The 16,466-nt window shown below is 68.0% G+C and carries 16 protein-coding genes; 10 read left to right on the top strand and 6 right to left on the bottom strand.

Features of this window, described 5'->3' with window-relative positions; translation table 11 throughout:
• Positions 1-57 precede the first annotated feature (57 nt).
• Genes ON40_RS30030 through ON40_RS30020 form a run of 3 tightly spaced genes read left to right on the top strand, consistent with a single transcriptional unit; the run spans position 58 to position 3,036 of the window.
• On the top strand, positions 58-1,209 hold the full coding sequence (locus tag ON40_RS30030) for an N-acetylglucosamine-6-phosphate deacetylase (RefSeq protein ID WP_040828464.1): 1,152 nt from the start codon (positions 58-60) through the stop codon (positions 1,207-1,209).
• 5 nt (positions 1,210-1,214) lie between these two features.
• Entirely contained in the window at positions 1,215-2,165 is a 951-nt protein-coding gene (locus tag ON40_RS30025) for a hexose kinase (protein ID WP_245568052.1), read from the top strand.
• A 46-nt stretch (positions 2,166-2,211) separates the two neighbouring features.
• Positions 2,212-3,036, top strand: coding sequence for a class II fructose-bisphosphate aldolase (locus ON40_RS30020; protein WP_040828235.1), 825 nt, complete (start codon positions 2,212-2,214; stop codon positions 3,034-3,036).
• Here the strand turns inward: ON40_RS30020 and ON40_RS30015 are convergent.
• On the bottom strand, positions 3,033-3,806 hold the full coding sequence (locus ON40_RS30015; RefSeq protein ID WP_051193735.1) for a COG4705 family protein: 774 nt from the start codon (positions 3,804-3,806) through the stop codon (positions 3,033-3,035). The two genes, ON40_RS30020 and ON40_RS30015, sit on opposite strands and share 4 nt — an antisense overlap.
• 188 nt (positions 3,807-3,994) lie before the next feature.
• Between ON40_RS30015 and ON40_RS30010 the strand changes: the two genes are divergently transcribed.
• Positions 3,995-4,384 carry a hypothetical protein gene (locus ON40_RS30010; protein ID WP_218008890.1) on the top strand — a complete coding sequence of 130 codons (390 nt, stop codon included), beginning with the start codon at positions 3,995-3,997 and terminating at the stop codon, positions 4,382-4,384.
• Positions 4,385-4,387: 3 nt separating this feature from the next.
• On the opposite strand, the gene ON40_RS30005 is transcribed toward ON40_RS30010, so the two are convergent.
• The 4 genes from ON40_RS30005 to ON40_RS29990 form a co-directional block, all read right to left on the bottom strand.
• The gene (locus ON40_RS30005) at positions 4,388-5,389 is read right to left on the bottom strand and encodes an XdhC family protein (protein ID WP_051193734.1); all 1,002 of its coding nucleotides are present in this window, start codon (positions 5,387-5,389) and stop codon (positions 4,388-4,390) included.
• 13 nt (positions 5,390-5,402) lie between these two features.
• Positions 5,403-6,023, bottom strand: a complete 621-nt coding sequence (locus ON40_RS30000) for a nucleotidyltransferase family protein (RefSeq protein ID WP_040828232.1) — start codon at positions 6,021-6,023, stop codon at positions 5,403-5,405.
• Between the two features lie 69 nt (positions 6,024-6,092).
• Complete coding sequence (locus ON40_RS29995) at positions 6,093-6,644, bottom strand: hypothetical protein (protein WP_040828230.1); 552 nt, start codon at positions 6,642-6,644, stop codon at positions 6,093-6,095.
• 98 nt (positions 6,645-6,742) lie between these two features.
• Positions 6,743-7,876 carry a lipase family protein gene (locus ON40_RS29990; RefSeq protein ID WP_040828228.1) on the bottom strand — a complete coding sequence of 378 codons (1,134 nt, stop codon included), beginning with the start codon at positions 7,874-7,876 and terminating at the stop codon, positions 6,743-6,745.
• A 515-nt stretch (positions 7,877-8,391) separates the two neighbouring features.
• Here ON40_RS29990 and aceA point away from each other — a divergent pair.
• From aceA to ON40_RS29960, 6 genes are all read left to right on the top strand, one after another.
• Positions 8,392-9,684, top strand: a complete 1,293-nt coding sequence (gene aceA, locus ON40_RS29985) for an isocitrate lyase (RefSeq protein ID WP_040828227.1) — start codon at positions 8,392-8,394, stop codon at positions 9,682-9,684.
• Between the two features lie 386 nt (positions 9,685-10,070).
• Positions 10,071-10,943 carry a 3-hydroxybutyryl-CoA dehydrogenase gene (locus tag ON40_RS29980; protein WP_040828226.1) on the top strand — a complete coding sequence of 291 codons (873 nt, stop codon included), beginning with the start codon at positions 10,071-10,073 and terminating at the stop codon, positions 10,941-10,943.
• A gap of 274 nt (positions 10,944-11,217) precedes the next feature.
• A complete protein-coding gene (metE, locus tag ON40_RS29975) occupies positions 11,218-13,545 on the top strand; it encodes a 5-methyltetrahydropteroyltriglutamate--homocysteine S-methyltransferase (RefSeq protein WP_040828225.1) in 2,328 nt (775 codons plus the stop codon).
• A 64-nt stretch (positions 13,546-13,609) separates the two neighbouring features.
• Positions 13,610-14,248 (top strand): hypothetical protein, encoded by a 639-nt coding sequence (locus ON40_RS29970; RefSeq protein ID WP_040828224.1) that lies wholly within the window; start codon positions 13,610-13,612, stop codon positions 14,246-14,248.
• Positions 14,249-14,346: 98 nt separating this feature from the next.
• Positions 14,347-14,544 (top strand): antitoxin, encoded by a 198-nt coding sequence (locus ON40_RS29965; protein ID WP_040828223.1) that lies wholly within the window; start codon positions 14,347-14,349, stop codon positions 14,542-14,544.
• 139 nt (positions 14,545-14,683) lie between these two features.
• Entirely contained in the window at positions 14,684-15,586 is a 903-nt protein-coding gene (locus tag ON40_RS29960) for an esterase/lipase family protein (protein ID WP_040828222.1), read from the top strand.
• Between the two features lie 188 nt (positions 15,587-15,774).
• On the opposite strand, the gene ON40_RS29955 is transcribed toward ON40_RS29960, so the two are convergent.
• Positions 15,775-16,395: a DUF8020 domain-containing protein gene (locus tag ON40_RS29955; RefSeq protein WP_040828221.1), complete on the bottom strand. Its 621-nt coding sequence runs from the start codon at positions 16,393-16,395 to the stop codon at positions 15,775-15,777.
• Between the last annotated feature and the right edge of the window lie 71 nt (positions 16,396-16,466).

Below are 16,466 nucleotides of genomic sequence, written 5' to 3'. Positions count from 1 at the left end.
TCGAGCGCGGGCATCGAGGCAGGTGGTGCGCGAGTGCGTGATGGACGAGGTGATGGTGTGAACCGAGAGCCGCAGACCCGGCTGCGGGGCCGGATCGTCGCGGCGTCGAATTCGTTCGACGACGGCGTTGTCACGTTCCGGGACGAGCGAATCGTCGCGGTGGAATCCTTCGCGTCCTGGTCTGCCGCGCATCCGGACATCTCGCCGCCGCCCTTCGACGGGACGGTGATTCCGGGCCTGGTCGACATCCACAATCACGGCGGATTCGGGCATCGGTTCGATACGACCGATCCGGACGAGGCGCGCGCTGCGGCGCAATACCACCTGCGTAACGGCACCACGACCGTACTGGCCGGGATCGTCACGGCCCCGCCGGAGGAGATGGTCGCCCAGACCGCGATGCTGAGCGAGCTGGCCGCCGCGGGGGTGATCGCGGGCGTGCACGCCGAGGGGCCGTTTCTGTCGGAGGTGCGCTGCGGCGCGCAGGATCCGAGATATCTGCTGGATCCGGATCCGGCCCTGATCGATCGGCTGCTCGCGGCCGGGGGCGGATGGCTGCGCGTGATGACCATCGCCCCGGAGCGTGCCGGATTCCGCGCGGCGGTCGAACGGCTCGTCGCCGACGGGGTCGTCGTCGCGCTGGGGCACAGCGACGCGCAGTTCGACGAGTTTCGGAACGCACTGTCGCCCAACGGATTCGGAACGCTGGTCACTCACCTGGCGAACGGTATGCCGGCGCTGCACCACCGCGCCCCGGGCCCCGTCGCCGCCTCGCTGGTGGCCGCGGCGCACGGCGATGTGGTGGTGGAGTTGATCGGGGACGGCGTGCACGTCGACGCCGGATTCGGCGCACTGGCCTTCGCGACCGCGCCCGAGCGTGTGGCGTTGATCACCGATGCGATGCAGGCTGCCGGACTGCCCGACGGGGAGTACCGGCTCGGCCCGCAGGCGGTGCGGGTCAGCGGCGGGGTGGCGCGGGTCGCGAGCGGGTCGATCGCCGGCGGCACGTCGACGCTGCTGGACTGCCTGCGCTGGGCGGTGCGCGAATGCGGCGTCGCCCTGCCCGATGCGGTGCGCGCCGCGACCCGCACTCCGGCCGCGGCGGTGGGGCTGGACGACGTCGGTGATCTCGAGCCCGGACGATACGCGGACGTCCTGGTGCTCGACGAGGACATGGGGTTGCGTCGAACCCTGCGACGAGGAAGGTAGTTGACGTGATCCTGACCGTGACCATGAACCCCGCCTACGACATGACCTATCGTGTGGAGCGTTTCGAGCGGGGCCGGGAGCATCGTGTGCTGTCGGTCGAGCAGCGCATCGGCGGTAAGGGGATCAACGTCTCGCGCGTGCTCAATCAGCTGGGAAAGTATTCGCGGGCAACCGGTTTCGCCGATCACATGTTCTCCGCGACCGCCGAGCTCGAGCTGCCGGTGGATTTCGTGCACGCGCTGCCGTGGATCCGGCGCACCGTGGTGATCAGCGAATCCGGCGACGGGACGGCCACCTCGCTGTGGGAGCCGGGCGCGCGGCTGAACGAACCGTACGCGGTCGATCAACTGAAGGTCAGGGTCTCGGGCATGTTGAACGATTCCGGCGGGATGGTGGTGTCCGGATCGCTGCCGGGTGGGGTGGCCGACGGAGTTCCGGCCGAACTGGCGCGCACGGCGCTCGCGGCCGGGGTGCCCACGATCTGCGATGTGGACGGGCGGGCGCTGGAGCTGGCCGCGGAGGTGCCCGGCGTCGTCCTGATGCCCAATCGCGACGAGCTCGAGCGGCTGACCGGGGCGTCGGCGGGCACCGCGCAGGAGGTGGTGGCCGCGGTGCGGCCGCTGATCGAGCGCGGGGTGCGCGCGGTGGTCGCCACGCGCGGTGCGCAGGGCATGGTCGCGGTCACCGCGTCCGGGGCCTGGTCGGCGGTGTCGCCGGAGCCGATGGCGGGCAATCCCACCGGTGCGGGTGATGCCGCGGCCGCCGCCGTCATCGCCGCGCTCGCCGCCGCGCCGGAACCGGACTGGGCCGCGCTCGTCGCCGACGCTGTCGCGACTTCCGCTGCGGCCGTGGTGATTCCGGTGGCCGGGGAGATCGATCGGGCGTTGCGGGAGCGGCTCGCGCCGGACGTCGTCGTCACCGAGGTCGAGGTCGTGTCCGGGGGGACCGCGTCGTGAAACTCGTCGTCTTCGCATCGGGGGTCGCATCGCAGGAGGTTGCCGCATGACCCTGATTCCCGTGCCGGAGTTGCTCGCCGCCGCCGAACCGGGTGGGCTCGGGGCGTTCAACGTGATCGCCCTGGAACATGCCGAGGCCATCGCGGCTGCCGCGGAGGCGGCGAAACGTCCTGCCATCCTGCAGATCTCGGAGAACACCGCGCGGTATCACGGTGGGCTGCGGCCGCTGGCGCGAGCGTGCCTGCAGATCGCCGCGGACAGTACGGCCGCGCTCTCGGTGCATCTGGATCACGCCACCTCGCACGAATTGATCCGCGCGGCAGTAGAGGTCGGCGTGCGATCGGTCATGTACGACGGGTCGCGGCTCGACTACGACGAGAATGTCCGCAGCACCGCGGAAATCGCGTCCTGGTGCCGGGCGCGCGAGGTCTTCGCCGAGGCCGAACTGGGTGAGGTGGGCGGTAAGGACGGTGCGCATGCGCCGGGTGTGCGCACCGATCCGGACGAGGCGGTCGAATTCGTGGCGGCCACCGGCGTGGACGCGCTGGCCGTCGCGGTGGGCTCCTCACATGCCATGCACACCCGCGACGCGGTTCTGGACGACGATCTGATCGCCCGGCTGGCCGCGAAGGTGCCGGTGCCCCTCGTGCTGCACGGTTCCTCGGGGGTGCCCGATACCGGGTTGCGTTCGGCGGTGCGCGCGGGCATGCGCAAGATCAATATCGCCACCCGGCTGAATATCGTTCTGGCGCAGTCGGTTCGCGCGGAACTCGCCGCCGACGCGTCGCTGTCCGATCCGCGCCGGTACCTCGGACCCGGACGCCGTGCCGTGCAGCAGGAGATCGAACACCTGCTGCGCGTGCTCGGCTAGTCGACCTGCTGAGGGTCGGGGCGCAGTGCGACCGTGGCGATCAGCGCGACCATCGGGATCGTCACGGCCAGGCTCACCCATCCGGTGCCCAGGCGCAGTCCGTCCGAACGGTCGGCGGCCAGCCAGTCGGTGGCCGACGCGCCCAGCGGCCGCGTCACGACATAGGACGCCCAGAACGCCGGGATCGCGCCGAGCCCGGCCCAGCGGTGCGCGATCGCCGGAATCGCGATGACCACCGCGAACAGCACCGTGGAGGCGAGATAGCCGAGGTGCATCTTGCCCGCGGTCAGATCCCCGGCCGCGGTGCCGAGCGCGAAGGTGATCATCACCGTCGCCCAGTAGAACGCCTCCCGCCGCCGGGTGGTGATGCTGTGCACGGACAGCGTCTTCTCGCAGGCGTACCAGAGCCCGAAGACCGCGCCCAGCAGCACGAGGAAGGCGATCGTCGTGGCCTGTAGCGGAACGCCGAGCTTGAAATCCACTATGTCGGCCACCATCGTGCCGAAGATGCTGACCATCACCACGGCCGTCCAGTAGATCCACGCCACATAACGCCGACTGCGGAATTGCGCGACCAGTGCGACGATCAGCGCCACCCCCGCGCCGCCCACGGCGAGCTCCGGCGGCAGCTGTGAGACCAGGAAATCGGAGAAGGTCTCACCCATTCCCGTGGAGAGCACCTTGATCACCCAGAACAATGCGGTGATCTCGGGAACTTTGGTTGCGAGCGCACGCGCGGGCGAAATGGCAACTGGCACAGGATTCGTCACGTCCGCACGGTGCCCGAGCAGCGCTGAGATTTCACTGTGAGCGACCTGGGCGGCGTTCCCAGGTTCGTGGTTCCCGTGTTCGGGTGCGCGGGCCGGTGGCGTGCCGCCGGGATGTCGGCCGGGTCCGGCGGTAGGGTTCGCCTCGAGTTCGCTGTGCTGAGAATCGATCCTGCTGGATGGGAGAGATGATGTCCGACAAGGGGGTTGAGGCAGAGGAGTTCGAGGCCGCCCGGATGCCGGGGACCGTGCGGGTCGCGCGGCTGCTGGCATGGGCGATGGCGGTGATCGGGCTGGTGTGCGTGGCCTCGGCGGGGTGGCTGTTCGGGGCGCGGTCGGCGGGGATCACCGCATTGCTGTTCGTGCCGAGCTGGCTGCTGGGCTTGCTGGCGCTGGCGTTCGGGGCGGTCGGCGACGGAATTCGGGTCACGGCGGTGTTGCTGGCCGTATTGAACATGCTGTGGACCGTGCCGTCGATTCCGGCCGGGCGTCCGCCCGGATGGCTGGGACCGGCGAGCGCGATCGTGCTGGTCGTGCTGTTGTTCCGGCGTTCGGCGCGGACGTGGTTCGCGGGCGAGTGACGCTCAGGGCGTGGTCAGCGCGGGAAAGGGGCCGGTGTGATGTGACGGGGTGCGGGCTCGCACGGCCAGGAGTTCGGCGGCGATGGCGACGGCCGTCTCCATCGGGGTGCTCGCGCCCAGGTCCAGGCCCGCGGGGGTGTACAGGCGGGTGAGGGATCCGGTGTCGAAACCGCCCGCGTACAGGGCCTCCAGGCGCTGACTGTGCGCGGGGCCCGCGCCGAGTGCGCCGAGATAGCCGAATTCGGGCAGTCGCAGAGCCGTGGTGAGCAGCGGGATCTCGAATTTCGGATCCTGGGTGACCGTCACCAGCGCCGTGCGGTAGTCGATCAACCCGGCGGCGGCCTGCGACTCGAGGTAGCGGTGCGGCCAGTCGACGATCACCTCCGCACCCGGAAAGGACTGCTCGGCGGCGAATCGCTGACGGGCGTCGCAGACCGTGACGCGGTAGCCCAGCAGTTTGCCCTGCACGCACAGTGCGGCGGCGAATGCGTTGGCGCCGAAGACGATCAGGCGCGGTGCGGCCGCGTACGAGCAGCAGAACACATCCGATTCGGGCAGTGCGACCAGTTCGGTGTTGTGCCGTCGATCGGTCACCAGATGTTGGCCGATCACCGTCGGATCCGAATGCCACACCACCGTGAACACGGTGACCGGCTTGAATCCGGCGAGATCCTGTGCGACAGCTTGGAATTCGGGAAAGTCGTTGCGGGAGAACGGTTCCACGAAGACGTCGATGGTGCCGCAGTCCGCGCTGTCCATCCCGGTGCTCGGATCGAAACGCTGTAATTCCTTGCGGCCGGAGCGAGCCGAGTGGATCGCGGCGTCGTAGATGGCGCTCTCGTAGCATCCGTCGGAGACCGAACCGAAGACGCGTCCGTCGGGATCGACGAGCATCGCCGAACCGATCGGCATGGGAGTGGGACCGAATGTCCGAACCAGGGTGGCCATGGCACCGATACGCCCGGAGTGCCACACCCGCAGTAGATCATCGACGATGTCGCGCATCACAAGCTCCCGATCAGCGTGCGCGAGTGGGCGGATAGTCGTGGTCACGTCCCGTCGCCAGATCGTCACACGTGACGGCCACAATATCCGGTCTTTTGACCAGAAACTCCCTGGCTCCGGAATTTCCTTGTGCGGTATCGATCACCGCTGCCCAGTGCTTGTGATATAGCACAACCGGATGACCGGGCTGCCCGTGGAACGCCGCGCGCGCCAATCCGCTCGGCGCGTTGCGCGCGGCGGCGAGCACCCGGGCCACGACGTCCGCGCCGACGTCCGGAGTGTCGACCGGCATGATCGCCGCGTACTCGGCCGGATCCGCCGCACTCGCCACGGCGGTCAGCCCGGCACGCAGCGACGCGGCCACTCCCACGGCCCAGTCCGCCGCCCAAACCGGTTGCGCGCCTTCGGGTATGGCGATCTCCGGCGAGTCGCACACCAGCCACCGCCCGTCCGGGTCGCGACGGGCCGGACCCGTCGCGCCCAGTACCACGTGCACCCGCACGCATCCCCCCTTCAACAGCGCGTCCACCGCACCCTGTAACCACGCGCCGTCCTGCGCGAGCGCCTTCGGCCGCCCGTACCGAGTGCCCGCCCCCGCGGCGAGCAGAATCCCGTCGCAGCGTCCTTTTTCCACTCCGCCGAGAGTAACCGCGCCGAACGACCTTCGCCGCCCCTGAAAACAACCGGGGCGCGGGGTCCGAGCTCAGATGAGGCTGCCGTCGGAGCAGTTGCCGCTGGAGCGCCAGGTCGGTTCCGGGCGGGTTTCGACCGGATGGAAGGTCCAGTCGGTGATGGGGGAGACCGCCTTCCAGTAGACGCGGCCGTCGTGGTGGGCGACGGCCTGGAATACGTCGTCGGTGCCCTCGATGAGCTGGTTGCCGACGCAGTGGTCGGTGTAGCTGGTGCCCGGCTGGCGTGCGCCGGGACTGAACGAATCGGTGGGGTCGGTGTGTGCGCCCGGATTGGCGACCGTGCTGGGCAGGGTGGTCCGGGCGGTGCGCGACCAGCTCGCCGCGCCGCGATTGTCGGTGCCGCACCGGAAGGTCCACCCGCCCGCGTGAACGCTCGCGCCCCGATCGTGGGCGGTACCGGCCCACAGGCAGCTCGCATATCGGGATCCGGGGAGACGTTCTTCGGCCTCCGCGGTCCCGGTCCCGAGTGCGAGACCGCCCGTAGCCAGAGCGGTGATGGCGGACAGGGTGAGTGCTCTGGAATTCGTCGTCGCGGGTCGGGAGTGAGTTGCTGATCGTCTCATGGCCGCCTCGATATCAACTTTGGTAAAGAGTAGGTAATGTGAATACCAAGCGTACATGAAGGATCTGGCGTGATGTGTCGCTGAAAAGCGGCGGTGGATCAGGCGAAGAGGTTGCGCACGAACGGGATCGAATCGGGCTGGGAGGCCAGGACCGTGCCGCTGTGGTCGGTGGGATAGGTGCGGAAGGTGAGGGGCTGGCGGTTGGCGGTGAGCACGGCGGCGAAGCGGAGGGTTTCCGGGGTGATCACATCGGTGTCCAACAGGCCCTGACCCATGAACAGCGGTCGGTCGTAACCGGTCTCGGGCAGGCCGAGGTAGTTGTGCAGGAGGCCGTGGAAGTCGGGGATATCGGCCAGGGGGCGGGAGAACAGATTGCCGCCGATCACCTTCTGTGCGGTCAGAGCCGTGCCGAGCGGGCCGAGGCATTCGGTGCGGGCACGATCGACCCAGTAGCGGCCCTCGGGGGTCAGGTAGGAGGCGATGTTCAGTTCCGGATGCGCGGTGCGCAGGCCGTTGAGAATGTAGAGCGCGTAGGCGGTGGTATCGCCGCTGAGCTTGATCGGGGGGACGCCGGGGCCCAGCAGGGTCAGGACGTCCTCGATGTAGGCGGGTGTGCCGGTGGCGACCGCGCCGCGATAGTCCAGACCCGGTCCGAAGGCGGTCGCGTACCGGGCGGTGGAGACCGCCGCGCCCGCACCCTGCGACTGTCCGACGACGACCCACTTGCGTGCCAGCGTCCCGTAGTGGCTGCTCGCCGCGCGGACCGCGTCCACGACGTTGTGCGCCTCGACCCGGCCGTCCAGATACGGATGTTCGCCCGGTGAGCCGAGTCCGGCGTAGTCGGCGGCGACGATCGCATAGCCCTGTTTGAGCCAGGTGCCCAGATAGGACCAGTCGCGCTCGACCGCGGCGGGTCCGGCGACGCTGTACGCGCAGTCGTCGCCGATGCCGACGGTGCCGTGCGCCCAGGCGATGACCGGCCAGCCCCCGGCCGGCGGCGCACCCGGCGGGAAGTAGACCGCCGCGCTGGCCGTGGTCGGCGCGTCACCGACGGTGGTGGTGCCGTAGAAGAACCGCTGGGAATTCACCGAGCCTGGCAGTGTCGCCGCGGCGGACAGCGGCTGAACCGATTCGAAGCCGCCCGCGGCGGGTGCGGCCTGGGCGAGCGGCTGCTGCAGCAGGGCGGTGGCCGCGGCGACGGCCAGAACGGCGGCGATCGAGAGTTTCCGCATCGTGCTCCTCGGCTGGTGGATTCGGGCGGCGTATTCGGCTGGGTCAGTCTTGCAGTCCGATCCGGCCGGAGCGTGCCGTGACACCGGATGTGATCGCCGTCAGTGATCGGGGCCACGGATCGGCGGTCCGAGATCTTGTGAAGGTCGTCACAGTCGGCAATCCGGGTGTCGCGATTCGGTCGGTGGTAGGGGTCACGGTAACAGTACGGGCGTTACGTAAATCCGCATGTCAGACCTACCCGTGGGTAGATTATGACTCCGCAATTCACGCGCAAATTTTGCAGAGTTAGCAAATGGGTGGTGAAAGCTAGCCCAGATTTACATTAGCAACAGGTAGACGGCACTTTTCTGGTGTGCCATCGTGTGGAAGTACACCCGATGGGCATAGCAAGCCTGCAAATTGCCGCTCCAGCAGTGTTCGGACATCGCAGGGCCCCGACCGCCACCGTGCAGTCGGAACCCGACGAAGTCCGCACATGGGGCACCCCGACCCGAACTATGAAGTGGAGTCTGAGATGTCGACCACCGGCACCCCGAAAACCGCTGCGGAGATCCAGAAGGACTGGGACACCAACCCCCGCTGGAAGGGCATCACCCGCGAGTACTCGGCCGATCAGGTCGTGAAGCTGCAGGGCAGCGTCGTCGAGGAGCACACGCTCGCCCGCCGTGGCGCAGAGATCCTCTGGGAGGGTGTGAACACCGAGGGCGAATACATCCACTCGCTCGGCGCTCTGACCGGTAACCAGGCCGTGCAGGCCGTGCGTGCCGGCCTGAAGGCCATCTACCTGTCCGGCTGGCAGGTCGCCGGTGACGCGAACCTGTCCGGGCACACCTACCCCGACCAGTCGCTGTACCCGGCCAACTCGGTGCCGTCGGTCGTGCGCCGCATCAACAACGCGCTGCTGCGCGCCGACGAGATCGCCAAGGTCGAGGGCGACACCTCGGTCGACAACTGGATCGTGCCGATCGTCGCGGACGGTGAGGCCGGTTTCGGTGGCGCGCTGAACGTCTACGAGCTGCAGAAGGCCATGATCGCCGCGGGTGCCGCCGGTACCCACTGGGAGGACCAGCTGGCGTCGGAGAAGAAGTGCGGCCACCTCGGTGGCAAGGTGCTGATCCCCACCCAGCAGCACATCCGCACCCTGACCTCCGCGCGTCTGGCCGCCGACGTCGCCGACACCCCGACCGTCGTCATCGCCCGCACCGATGCCGAGGCCGCCACCCTGATCACCTCGGACGTCGACGAGCGCGACCGTCCGTTCATCACCGGTGAGCGCACCTCCGAGGGCTTCTACCACGTCAAGAACGGCATCGAGCCCTGCATCGCGCGTGCCAAGGCCTACGCCCCGTACTCCGACCTGATCTGGATGGAGACCGGTATCCCGGACCTCGAGGTCGCGCGGAAGTTCGCCGAGGGCGTCAAGTCGGAGTTCCCCGACCAGCTGCTGGCCTACAACTGCTCGCCGTCGTTCAACTGGAAGGCGCACCTGGACGACGCCACCATCGCGAAGTTCCAGAAGGAGCTGTCGGCGATGGGCTTCAAGTTCCAGTTCATCACCCTGGCGGGCTTCCACTCGCTCAACTACGCCGCGTTCGACCTGGCCTACGGCTACGCCCGCGAGGGCATGACCGCCTTCGTCGACCTGCAGGAGCGCGAGTTCAAGGCCGCCGCCGAGCGTGGCTTCACCGCCGTCAAGCACCAGCGTGAGGTCGGCGCCGGCTACTTCGACACCATCGCGACCACCGTGGACCCGAACACCTCCACCGCGGCGCTGAAGGGCTCCACCGAAGAGGGCCAGTTCCACTGAGTTGTCCGGTCGCCCCTCCCGGGGCGGCGGTGATGTGAACCGGCGGCGACCTCCTCGCCGCCGGTTTCACCACCCGACACGGGCACTCCTGCAACGAGTGCCCACCAGCCCTTCCCGTCCGAACAGCCCCGGCGGGAAGGGTTTTTCCCCTACGAATACCAACCGTTGCCGACGTGCCTGATCGGTTTTGTTACGCGACAACTGATTTCCTAAGAACATGGGTAACTCCCCGGGGACGTCCAAATCTCGACCGCGTCCCGAACTGTCGGCCCGAAGCGCAAGTCTCCGTGCACGTGGCGACACGCTGAAGTCGCGGAGAGGCGGGGGAGCGCATGACTGTATTGGCACTCAGGTGCCCGCAAAATTCGCGGAGAGGCGGAACAGACGTGAGCAGCGAAAAGATTCAACGCGTTGGTGTTATCGGCGCCGGACAGATGGGCGCGGGAATCGCGGAGGTGTGCGCTCGGGCGCACGTCGACGTGCTCGTGTTCGAGCAGACCCGTGAGCTCGCCGCCGCGGGCCGCGCCCGCATCCTGCGATCGCTCGATCGTGGCGTGAGCAGCGGCAAGATCACCGAGCGTGAGCGCGAGCAGGCCGCCTGGCGGCTGCGGTTCACCTCCGACCTCGGCGATTTCGCGGATCGCCAGCTGGTCGTGGAGGCCGTGCTGGAGAGCGAGGAGGTCAAGACCTCGATCTTCGCCGAGCTCGACAAGGTCGTCACCGATCCCGATGCGGTGCTGGCGTCCAACACCTCCTCGATCCCGATCATGAAGATCGCGGTGGCCACCACCCAGCCCGAGCGCGTGGTCGGCATGCACTTCTTCAATCCGGTGCCGGTGTTGCCGCTGGTCGAGTTGGTGACCACGCTCAAGACCAGCGCCGCCGTCGCCGAACGCGCGGAGTCCTTCGCCTCCGAGGTGCTCGGCAAGCAGGTCGTGCGCTCGGCCGACCGCTCCGGTTTCGTGGTGAACGCGCTGCTGGTGCCGTACCTGCTCTCGTCCATCCGCATGGTCGAATCCGGTTTCGCCACAAAGGAAGACGTCGACAAGGCCATGGTGCTGGGCTGTGCCCACCCGATGGGCCCGCTGGCGCTGACCGACCTGGTCGGGCTGGACACGGTGAAGTCCATCGCGGACTCGATGTACGCCGAATTCAAGGAGCCGCTGTACTCGGCCCCGCCGCTGCTGATGCGCATGGTCGAGGCGGGTCTGCTCGGCAAGAAGTCCGGCGCGGGCTTCTACCAGTACAATCGCGCCTGAACCCTGCGATCGCACCGAATCAGTGCGAACCCACCGCAGTGAAGCAGCGGCCATCAACCAGCGATTCAACGCCAACATCAACTACAGCAACGCGAGATGCCCGCTCTCCCGGCCCCGCACGGAGGGAGTCTTACGACCGACCGTTCGCGGCCGGCTCGCCGATGAGCACTCGAAGCGCATGGGCGAAGCCCGAGTCTCGAGTGCTCAGCGGCGAGCCTTCGGGGCCGCGAACACGCCGGAGCGGAGCGGAGGCCAAAGATAGGGAGTCCAGCTCATGGTCAATGTCACCGACGGCTTCGGGTCGAGCATTCTCGGGTATCCGAGGATCGGGCCGCACCGTGAACTCAAGCGCGCCCTGGAGTCCTACTGGCACGGGAGTCTCTCGCGGGAGAATCTGCTGGCCGTCGGGCGGGAGATCCAGGAGGCGCAGTTCGGTGAGCTGGCCGCCGCGGGTCTGACGCAGGTTCCGGGTAACACCTTCTCCTTCTACGACCACGTCCTGGACAACGCGCTGCTGTTCGGCGCGGTGCCCAAGCGGTTCGAGCCGTACCGAGAAGACTTGCACCCCTTGGACTTCTACTTCCTGATGGCGCGCGGGCGACCGGATCTGCCGCCGCTCGAGCTGGTGCGTTTCTTCGGGACCAACTACCACTACCGGCAGCCCGAACTCGATGCCGACACCCGGTTCTCCCTGCATCCCGAGGCCCTGCTCGACGAATTCGATCGGGCGATGGCGCGCGGTATCGAACTGCGTCCGGTGGTGCTGGGTCCGCTGTCGCTGCTGCTGCTGTCCAAGGCCGGGCAGGTGCCGGGTGAGACCGAATTCGATCGGCTGAGCCTGCTGGACGAGCTGCTGCCGGTGTACGAGGAACTGTTCGAGATCCTCGCCAAGCGCGGATCGACCTGTGTGCAGCTGGACGAGCCGTGCTTCACCGGTGATCGCAGCCCGGCCGAGCTGGCCGCGTTCCTGACGGCCTACCAGCGGCTGTCCACCGCGCCGCTGCGTCCGCGCATCCTGGTCACCGGCCAGTACGGCGATTTCCACGAGGCGACCGCGATCCTGGCGCAGACCCAGGTGGAGGCGATCGGCCTGGATCTGGCCAGCCATCGGGTGCGGCCCGAGGAGCTGGCGAAGATTCCGGGTATCAGGCGCAAGCGGCTGTACGCGGGCGTGATCGGCGGGACCAATGTGTGGCGCGCGGATCGTCGCGTGACGCTGGACTACCTCAGCGCCCTGGTCAAGGTGTGCCCGGATCTGGTGGTGTCCACCGGGACGACACTGCTGCACGTGCCCTACGACCTGCTGGTCGAATACGATATCGACGGTCCGGTCGCGGATCGGCTGGCCTTCGCGAAACAGAAAGTGCTGGAGGTCGTTTCGCTGGCCAAGGCGCTCACCGAAGGCGGGGGCGGGCTTGCGGGAGGTGAGGCCGCGAAGTGGCACGGGCGTCCGCGTGAGGTGCATTTCAAGCAGAAACACGCTGTGCGGCAACGGGTTTACGCGATCACCCCGGAGATGCGCGAGCGCGAGCCGTACGAGGTGCGCCGAGATGCCCAGCGCGAGAAGCTGAATCTGCCGCTGGTGCCCTCGACGACGCTGGGTTCGTTCCCGCAGACCGATTCCGCGCGCCAGGCGCGCTACGACCTCGGCGAGGGCAAACTGTCCTACGACGAGTACCGCAAGCGGATCGAATCGGAGATCGAGTCGACCATCCGGTTGCAGGAGGACATCGGCCTGGACGTGCTGGTGCACGGCGAGCACGAGCGCAACGACATGATCCAGTACTTCGCCGAACTGCTCGACGGTTTCGCCACAACGCATTTCGGCTGGGTGCAGGTCTACGGTTCCCGCTGTGTGCGTCCGCCGGTGCTGTACGGCGACGTCTCGCGGCCGAAGCCGATGTCGGTGGAGTGGACCACCTACGCCCAGTCGCTCACCGACAAACCGGTGAAAGGCATTGTGACGGGACCGGTCACGATGGTCGCGCGGTCGTTCGTGCGGCAGGACCAGCCGCTCTACGAGACCGCGGACCAAGTGGCCCTTGCCATTCGGGACGAGTTGGCCGATCTGGAGAAGGCGGGGGTGTCGATCATCCAGGTCGACGAGCCGTCCATCCGGGAACTGCTGCCGCTGCGCGGGGGCACGCAGAGCCGGGAGTACCTGCGCTGGGCGGTGAACGCGTTCCGGCTGGCGACCTCGGGTGTGCGGGCGCAGACCCAGATCCACACGCACATCGCCTATTCCGGCCGCGCCGAGATCGTCCGGGCGATCGAGGAACTGGACGCGGACGTCACGGCCATCGTCGCCACCCGCTCGATCGAATGGGTGCTCAAGGCGCTCGCCGATGACACCGAGGAGGGCCACGGCCTGTCCCACGGCGTGGGACCCGGTGTGTACGAAAGCCGTTCGGCCCGCATCCCCGACATCGACGAACTGGACGAACTCCTCACCGCCGCCGCGACGGCCCTCACCCCCGGACGCCTCTGGGCGAATCCGGACGGCGGCCTCAAGACCCGCCACCACTGGCAACTCGAGCCCGCCCTGCGCAATTTGGTCGCGGCCGCTCGCCGAGTGCGCCGCCGCGCGGAATCCCAGGACTGAGCGTCACGCGTTCGCCACCGGCCGATCCGGTGGCGAACGCGCCCAACCGACGAACAGGACCGATATGGACCCGAAGGAATATCTCCGCACGCTGCGCAGCCTGCACGGCGTCGCCGAACTACTGCTGGCCGGTCCGCAGTACCGGGCCAGCGGCACGATCCGGCTGGCCGCCGCGCCCGGCGGATTCGCCACGACCGCGACGCCGCGACTGGCCGTGGCCGGAGACGTCCTGTCTGCCGACGGTGCGGAGATCGGTGCACTCTCCGGCAGCACCTACGCCGCTCTCGCCGCGAGCGCGGGCGTATCCGCCGAGCCGCCGCAGGGCGTCTACGCCGACGGCTCCGGAGTGGCCCCGCAGGACACGATCGAGGTCGATCCGGCGTGCGCTCGGGTGATCGCCGCGGCGTTCGAGACCGGCGACCGCGCCCTGCGGGCCTTCGCTCCCGAGGCGACGCCGGTGCTGTGGCCCGAACATTTCGATCTCGCTCTCACGGTCGCCGAGGTCAACTACGGCGTGTCGCCGGGCGACGGCGCCATCGGCGAGCCGTACGCCTACGTCGGGCCGTGGACCCGTCGCGAGGGCGCGTTCTGGAACGTGCCCTTCGGTGCCGCCCGCACGTTGACCGAGCTGAGCGACGCCGCAGGGGTGCGGGAATTCTTTGCTGAGGGTGCGCGGGAGGCCGGAGGGGAGCGGTCCGAGTAGCCTCGCGGCCGACTCCGCCGAGCGCGGCCCGGGTTCCGTTCGCTCGCCCGGTCGGGTTAGCTGTGTGGGAACTATCGTTTTCTGACCAGGAGATCCCCATGGGAATGTTCGACAAGTTCAAGGATGTCGCCGAGAAGGCCGTGGACGCGGCCGGGCAGCACGCCGACAAGCTCGATCCGCTGATCGATAAGGCCGGTGACGCCGTCGATGCGAAGACCGGTGGCAAATTCTCCGGTCAGGTCGACGCGGCTCAGGAAGCGGCCAAGAAGGCGCTGCGCGAAAAAACCCGAGAATAAGCTTTCTACCTGGCTGTGGGGCGATGCGAGGCATCGCCCCACAGCTGTTTCGCAGGCCGCCTGCATGGCTTTTTTCGCATTCGGCCCTACGATCTGATGGATGTCCCGAGACTTCACTTCGCCGCGAAGGAGAGGGCGGATGCGTGCGTCGGCTGTTCTCCTGGCCGTTCTGGCCCTGTGCGCGACGGTCGGAATCGGTGGACCCTCCGCGGCCGCGGCGCCCGTACTCGACGGCAGCGCGCCACCGCCCGGTGCGAACGACTGGCGGTGCAGGCCCTCGACGGCGCATCCCGATCCGGTCGTGCTCGTGCACGGCACCTGGGGCAATCAGGACAACTGGAACAAGCTCGCTCCGGCGCTGAAGGCGCAGGGGTATTGCGTGTACGCGCTCAACTACGGCCGCGACACCGCGAGTCTGCTCGGCAGGATGCCGGGCATCTACGGCACCGGGGATATCGGCAAGTCGGCGGTGGAGCTGGCGAACTTCATCGGAAAGGTCCGTGCCGCAACGTCTTCCGAGCACGTGGATCTGGTGGCGCACTCCCAGGGCGGGGTTGTGGCCCGGCAGTACCTGCGGTTCGGCGGTGGCGCCGATGCGGCCGATCCGCAGCGGAACGTGGTGCGAAAACTCGTGACCCTGGGCGCCACCAATCACGGTTCGACATCTGTTCTGCTGGGATATCCGCTGGACACCGCGAGTGCGGCGGGGCCGGTGGCCGGTGCGGTGACCGGTGTGCTGGGGGTTTCCGCGGTCCAGCAGATCAGCGGTAGCAAGTTCCTGACCCATCTCAACGCGGGCGGCGATACCGTGCCCGGCGTCGACTACACGGTGATCGCGACCCGAATGGACGATACGACGACCCCGCCGGAATCGACTTTTCTGCGCGCGGGTCCCCGGGCGGTGGTCGACAATATCTGGCTGCAGACGGTGTGCGCCGGGGCCGATGTCACGCATGTCGGACTTCCGCGGTCGCCGATAGCGATTCAGCTCGTTCTGCGGGCGCTGGATCCGTCCTATAAGGGCCGGGTCTGCCGGCGTTGACGTTCCCGCGGGATTTTCCGTGCCGGTGAATTTCTGCTCGGACCGGAATACGCGACGCAGAAATCACCGCGGCGGAGTGTCGATCGCACCCCGAATTACGGTATTTCACATTTCCGTGTGTGCTACGAAACGGGCCCGCGCACCAGGTACGCGGGCCCGTCGATGACGTCTGATCGGCACTCGGCGAATCACGGCTTGCCGGTGGCAACCGCCTGCACCGCGTCCAGGAACTGCTTGCCGCCCATGGCGTAACCGCCCGCGATGGCGCCGACGAGACCGCCGACCGGGCCGGTGATGATGCTCAGGATGCCGAAGCCCAGGAGGCTGCCGAGGAAGCCGCCCAGAATGCCCCCGATGGCCACGCCGGGCAGGTTCTTCTGCACCTGGTACCACAGGTTGTTCATCGCGTTGATGTCCTTGACCTGGCCGATCTCCTGCGGAGCGACCTGCGGGGTCAGGGTCAGGGTGTGGCCGTCGGCGCTGATCCGCTCGGCGGCGGTGAAGGCGTGCCCGCCGATGTTCCCGCGCAGTGCGACCTGATCCAGCGTCGCACCGGTGTCGGATTTCAAGGCGACCGTGGAACCGTCCGGAGCGGCCACGAAACGACCGGCGTCGACCTGCGCGGTGATGACCCTGCTCGCCGGGGAAATCGAAGTCTGGTAATGGATTCCGTTGTCCACGCCGGACGTCGCGTCATTGTGCACGGCCGCGGGCTGCGCGGGGGCCGGTGCGGCATATGCGGTTCCGGCGGTGATACCGACGGCGCTGATCGCCATGAGAACGATGCCGGTGAGCTTCCCGAATTTCATGTTGATTTCCCTCCCTGACACGACGATCCCCCACGGATTCCCCAGATCTCGGCTCCCCCATGCGAATCGCC

This window comes from Nocardia jiangxiensis NBRC 101359, assembly GCF_000308615.1.
Taxonomy (GTDB): Bacteria; Actinomycetota; Actinomycetes; order Mycobacteriales; family Mycobacteriaceae; genus Nocardia; species Nocardia jiangxiensis.
Note: the sequence above shows the minus strand (reverse complement) of the source record. Positions and strands in the feature narration are given on the sequence as shown.

Excerpts from the sequence above, each read along its gene's own strand:
- ON40_RS29960 (WP_040828222.1), top strand. The coding sequence starts at position 14,684 with ATGCGTGCGTCGGCTGTTCTCCTGGCCGTTCTGGCCCTGTGCGCGACG.
- ON40_RS30005 (WP_051193734.1), bottom strand. The coding sequence starts at position 5,389 with ATGCGCGACATCGTCGATGATCTACTGCGGGTGTGGCACTCCGGGCGT.
- ON40_RS30020 (WP_040828235.1), top strand. The coding sequence starts at position 2,212 with ATGACCCTGATTCCCGTGCCGGAGTTGCTCGCCGCCGCCGAACCGGGT.
- ON40_RS29965 (WP_040828223.1), top strand. The coding sequence starts at position 14,347 with ATGGGAATGTTCGACAAGTTCAAGGATGTCGCCGAGAAGGCCGTGGAC.
- metE (WP_040828225.1), top strand. The coding sequence starts at position 11,218 with ATGGTCAATGTCACCGACGGCTTCGGGTCGAGCATTCTCGGGTATCCG.
- ON40_RS29995 (WP_040828230.1), bottom strand. The coding sequence starts at position 6,644 with ATGAGACGATCAGCAACTCACTCCCGACCCGCGACGACGAATTCCAGA.
- ON40_RS29955 (WP_040828221.1), bottom strand. The coding sequence starts at position 16,395 with ATGAAATTCGGGAAGCTCACCGGCATCGTTCTCATGGCGATCAGCGCC.
- ON40_RS30010 (WP_218008890.1), top strand. The coding sequence starts at position 3,995 with ATGTCCGACAAGGGGGTTGAGGCAGAGGAGTTCGAGGCCGCCCGGATG.
- ON40_RS29990 (WP_040828228.1), bottom strand. The coding sequence starts at position 7,876 with ATGCGGAAACTCTCGATCGCCGCCGTTCTGGCCGTCGCCGCGGCCACC.
- aceA (WP_040828227.1), top strand. The coding sequence starts at position 8,392 with ATGTCGACCACCGGCACCCCGAAAACCGCTGCGGAGATCCAGAAGGAC.
- ON40_RS29970 (WP_040828224.1), top strand. The coding sequence starts at position 13,610 with ATGGACCCGAAGGAATATCTCCGCACGCTGCGCAGCCTGCACGGCGTC.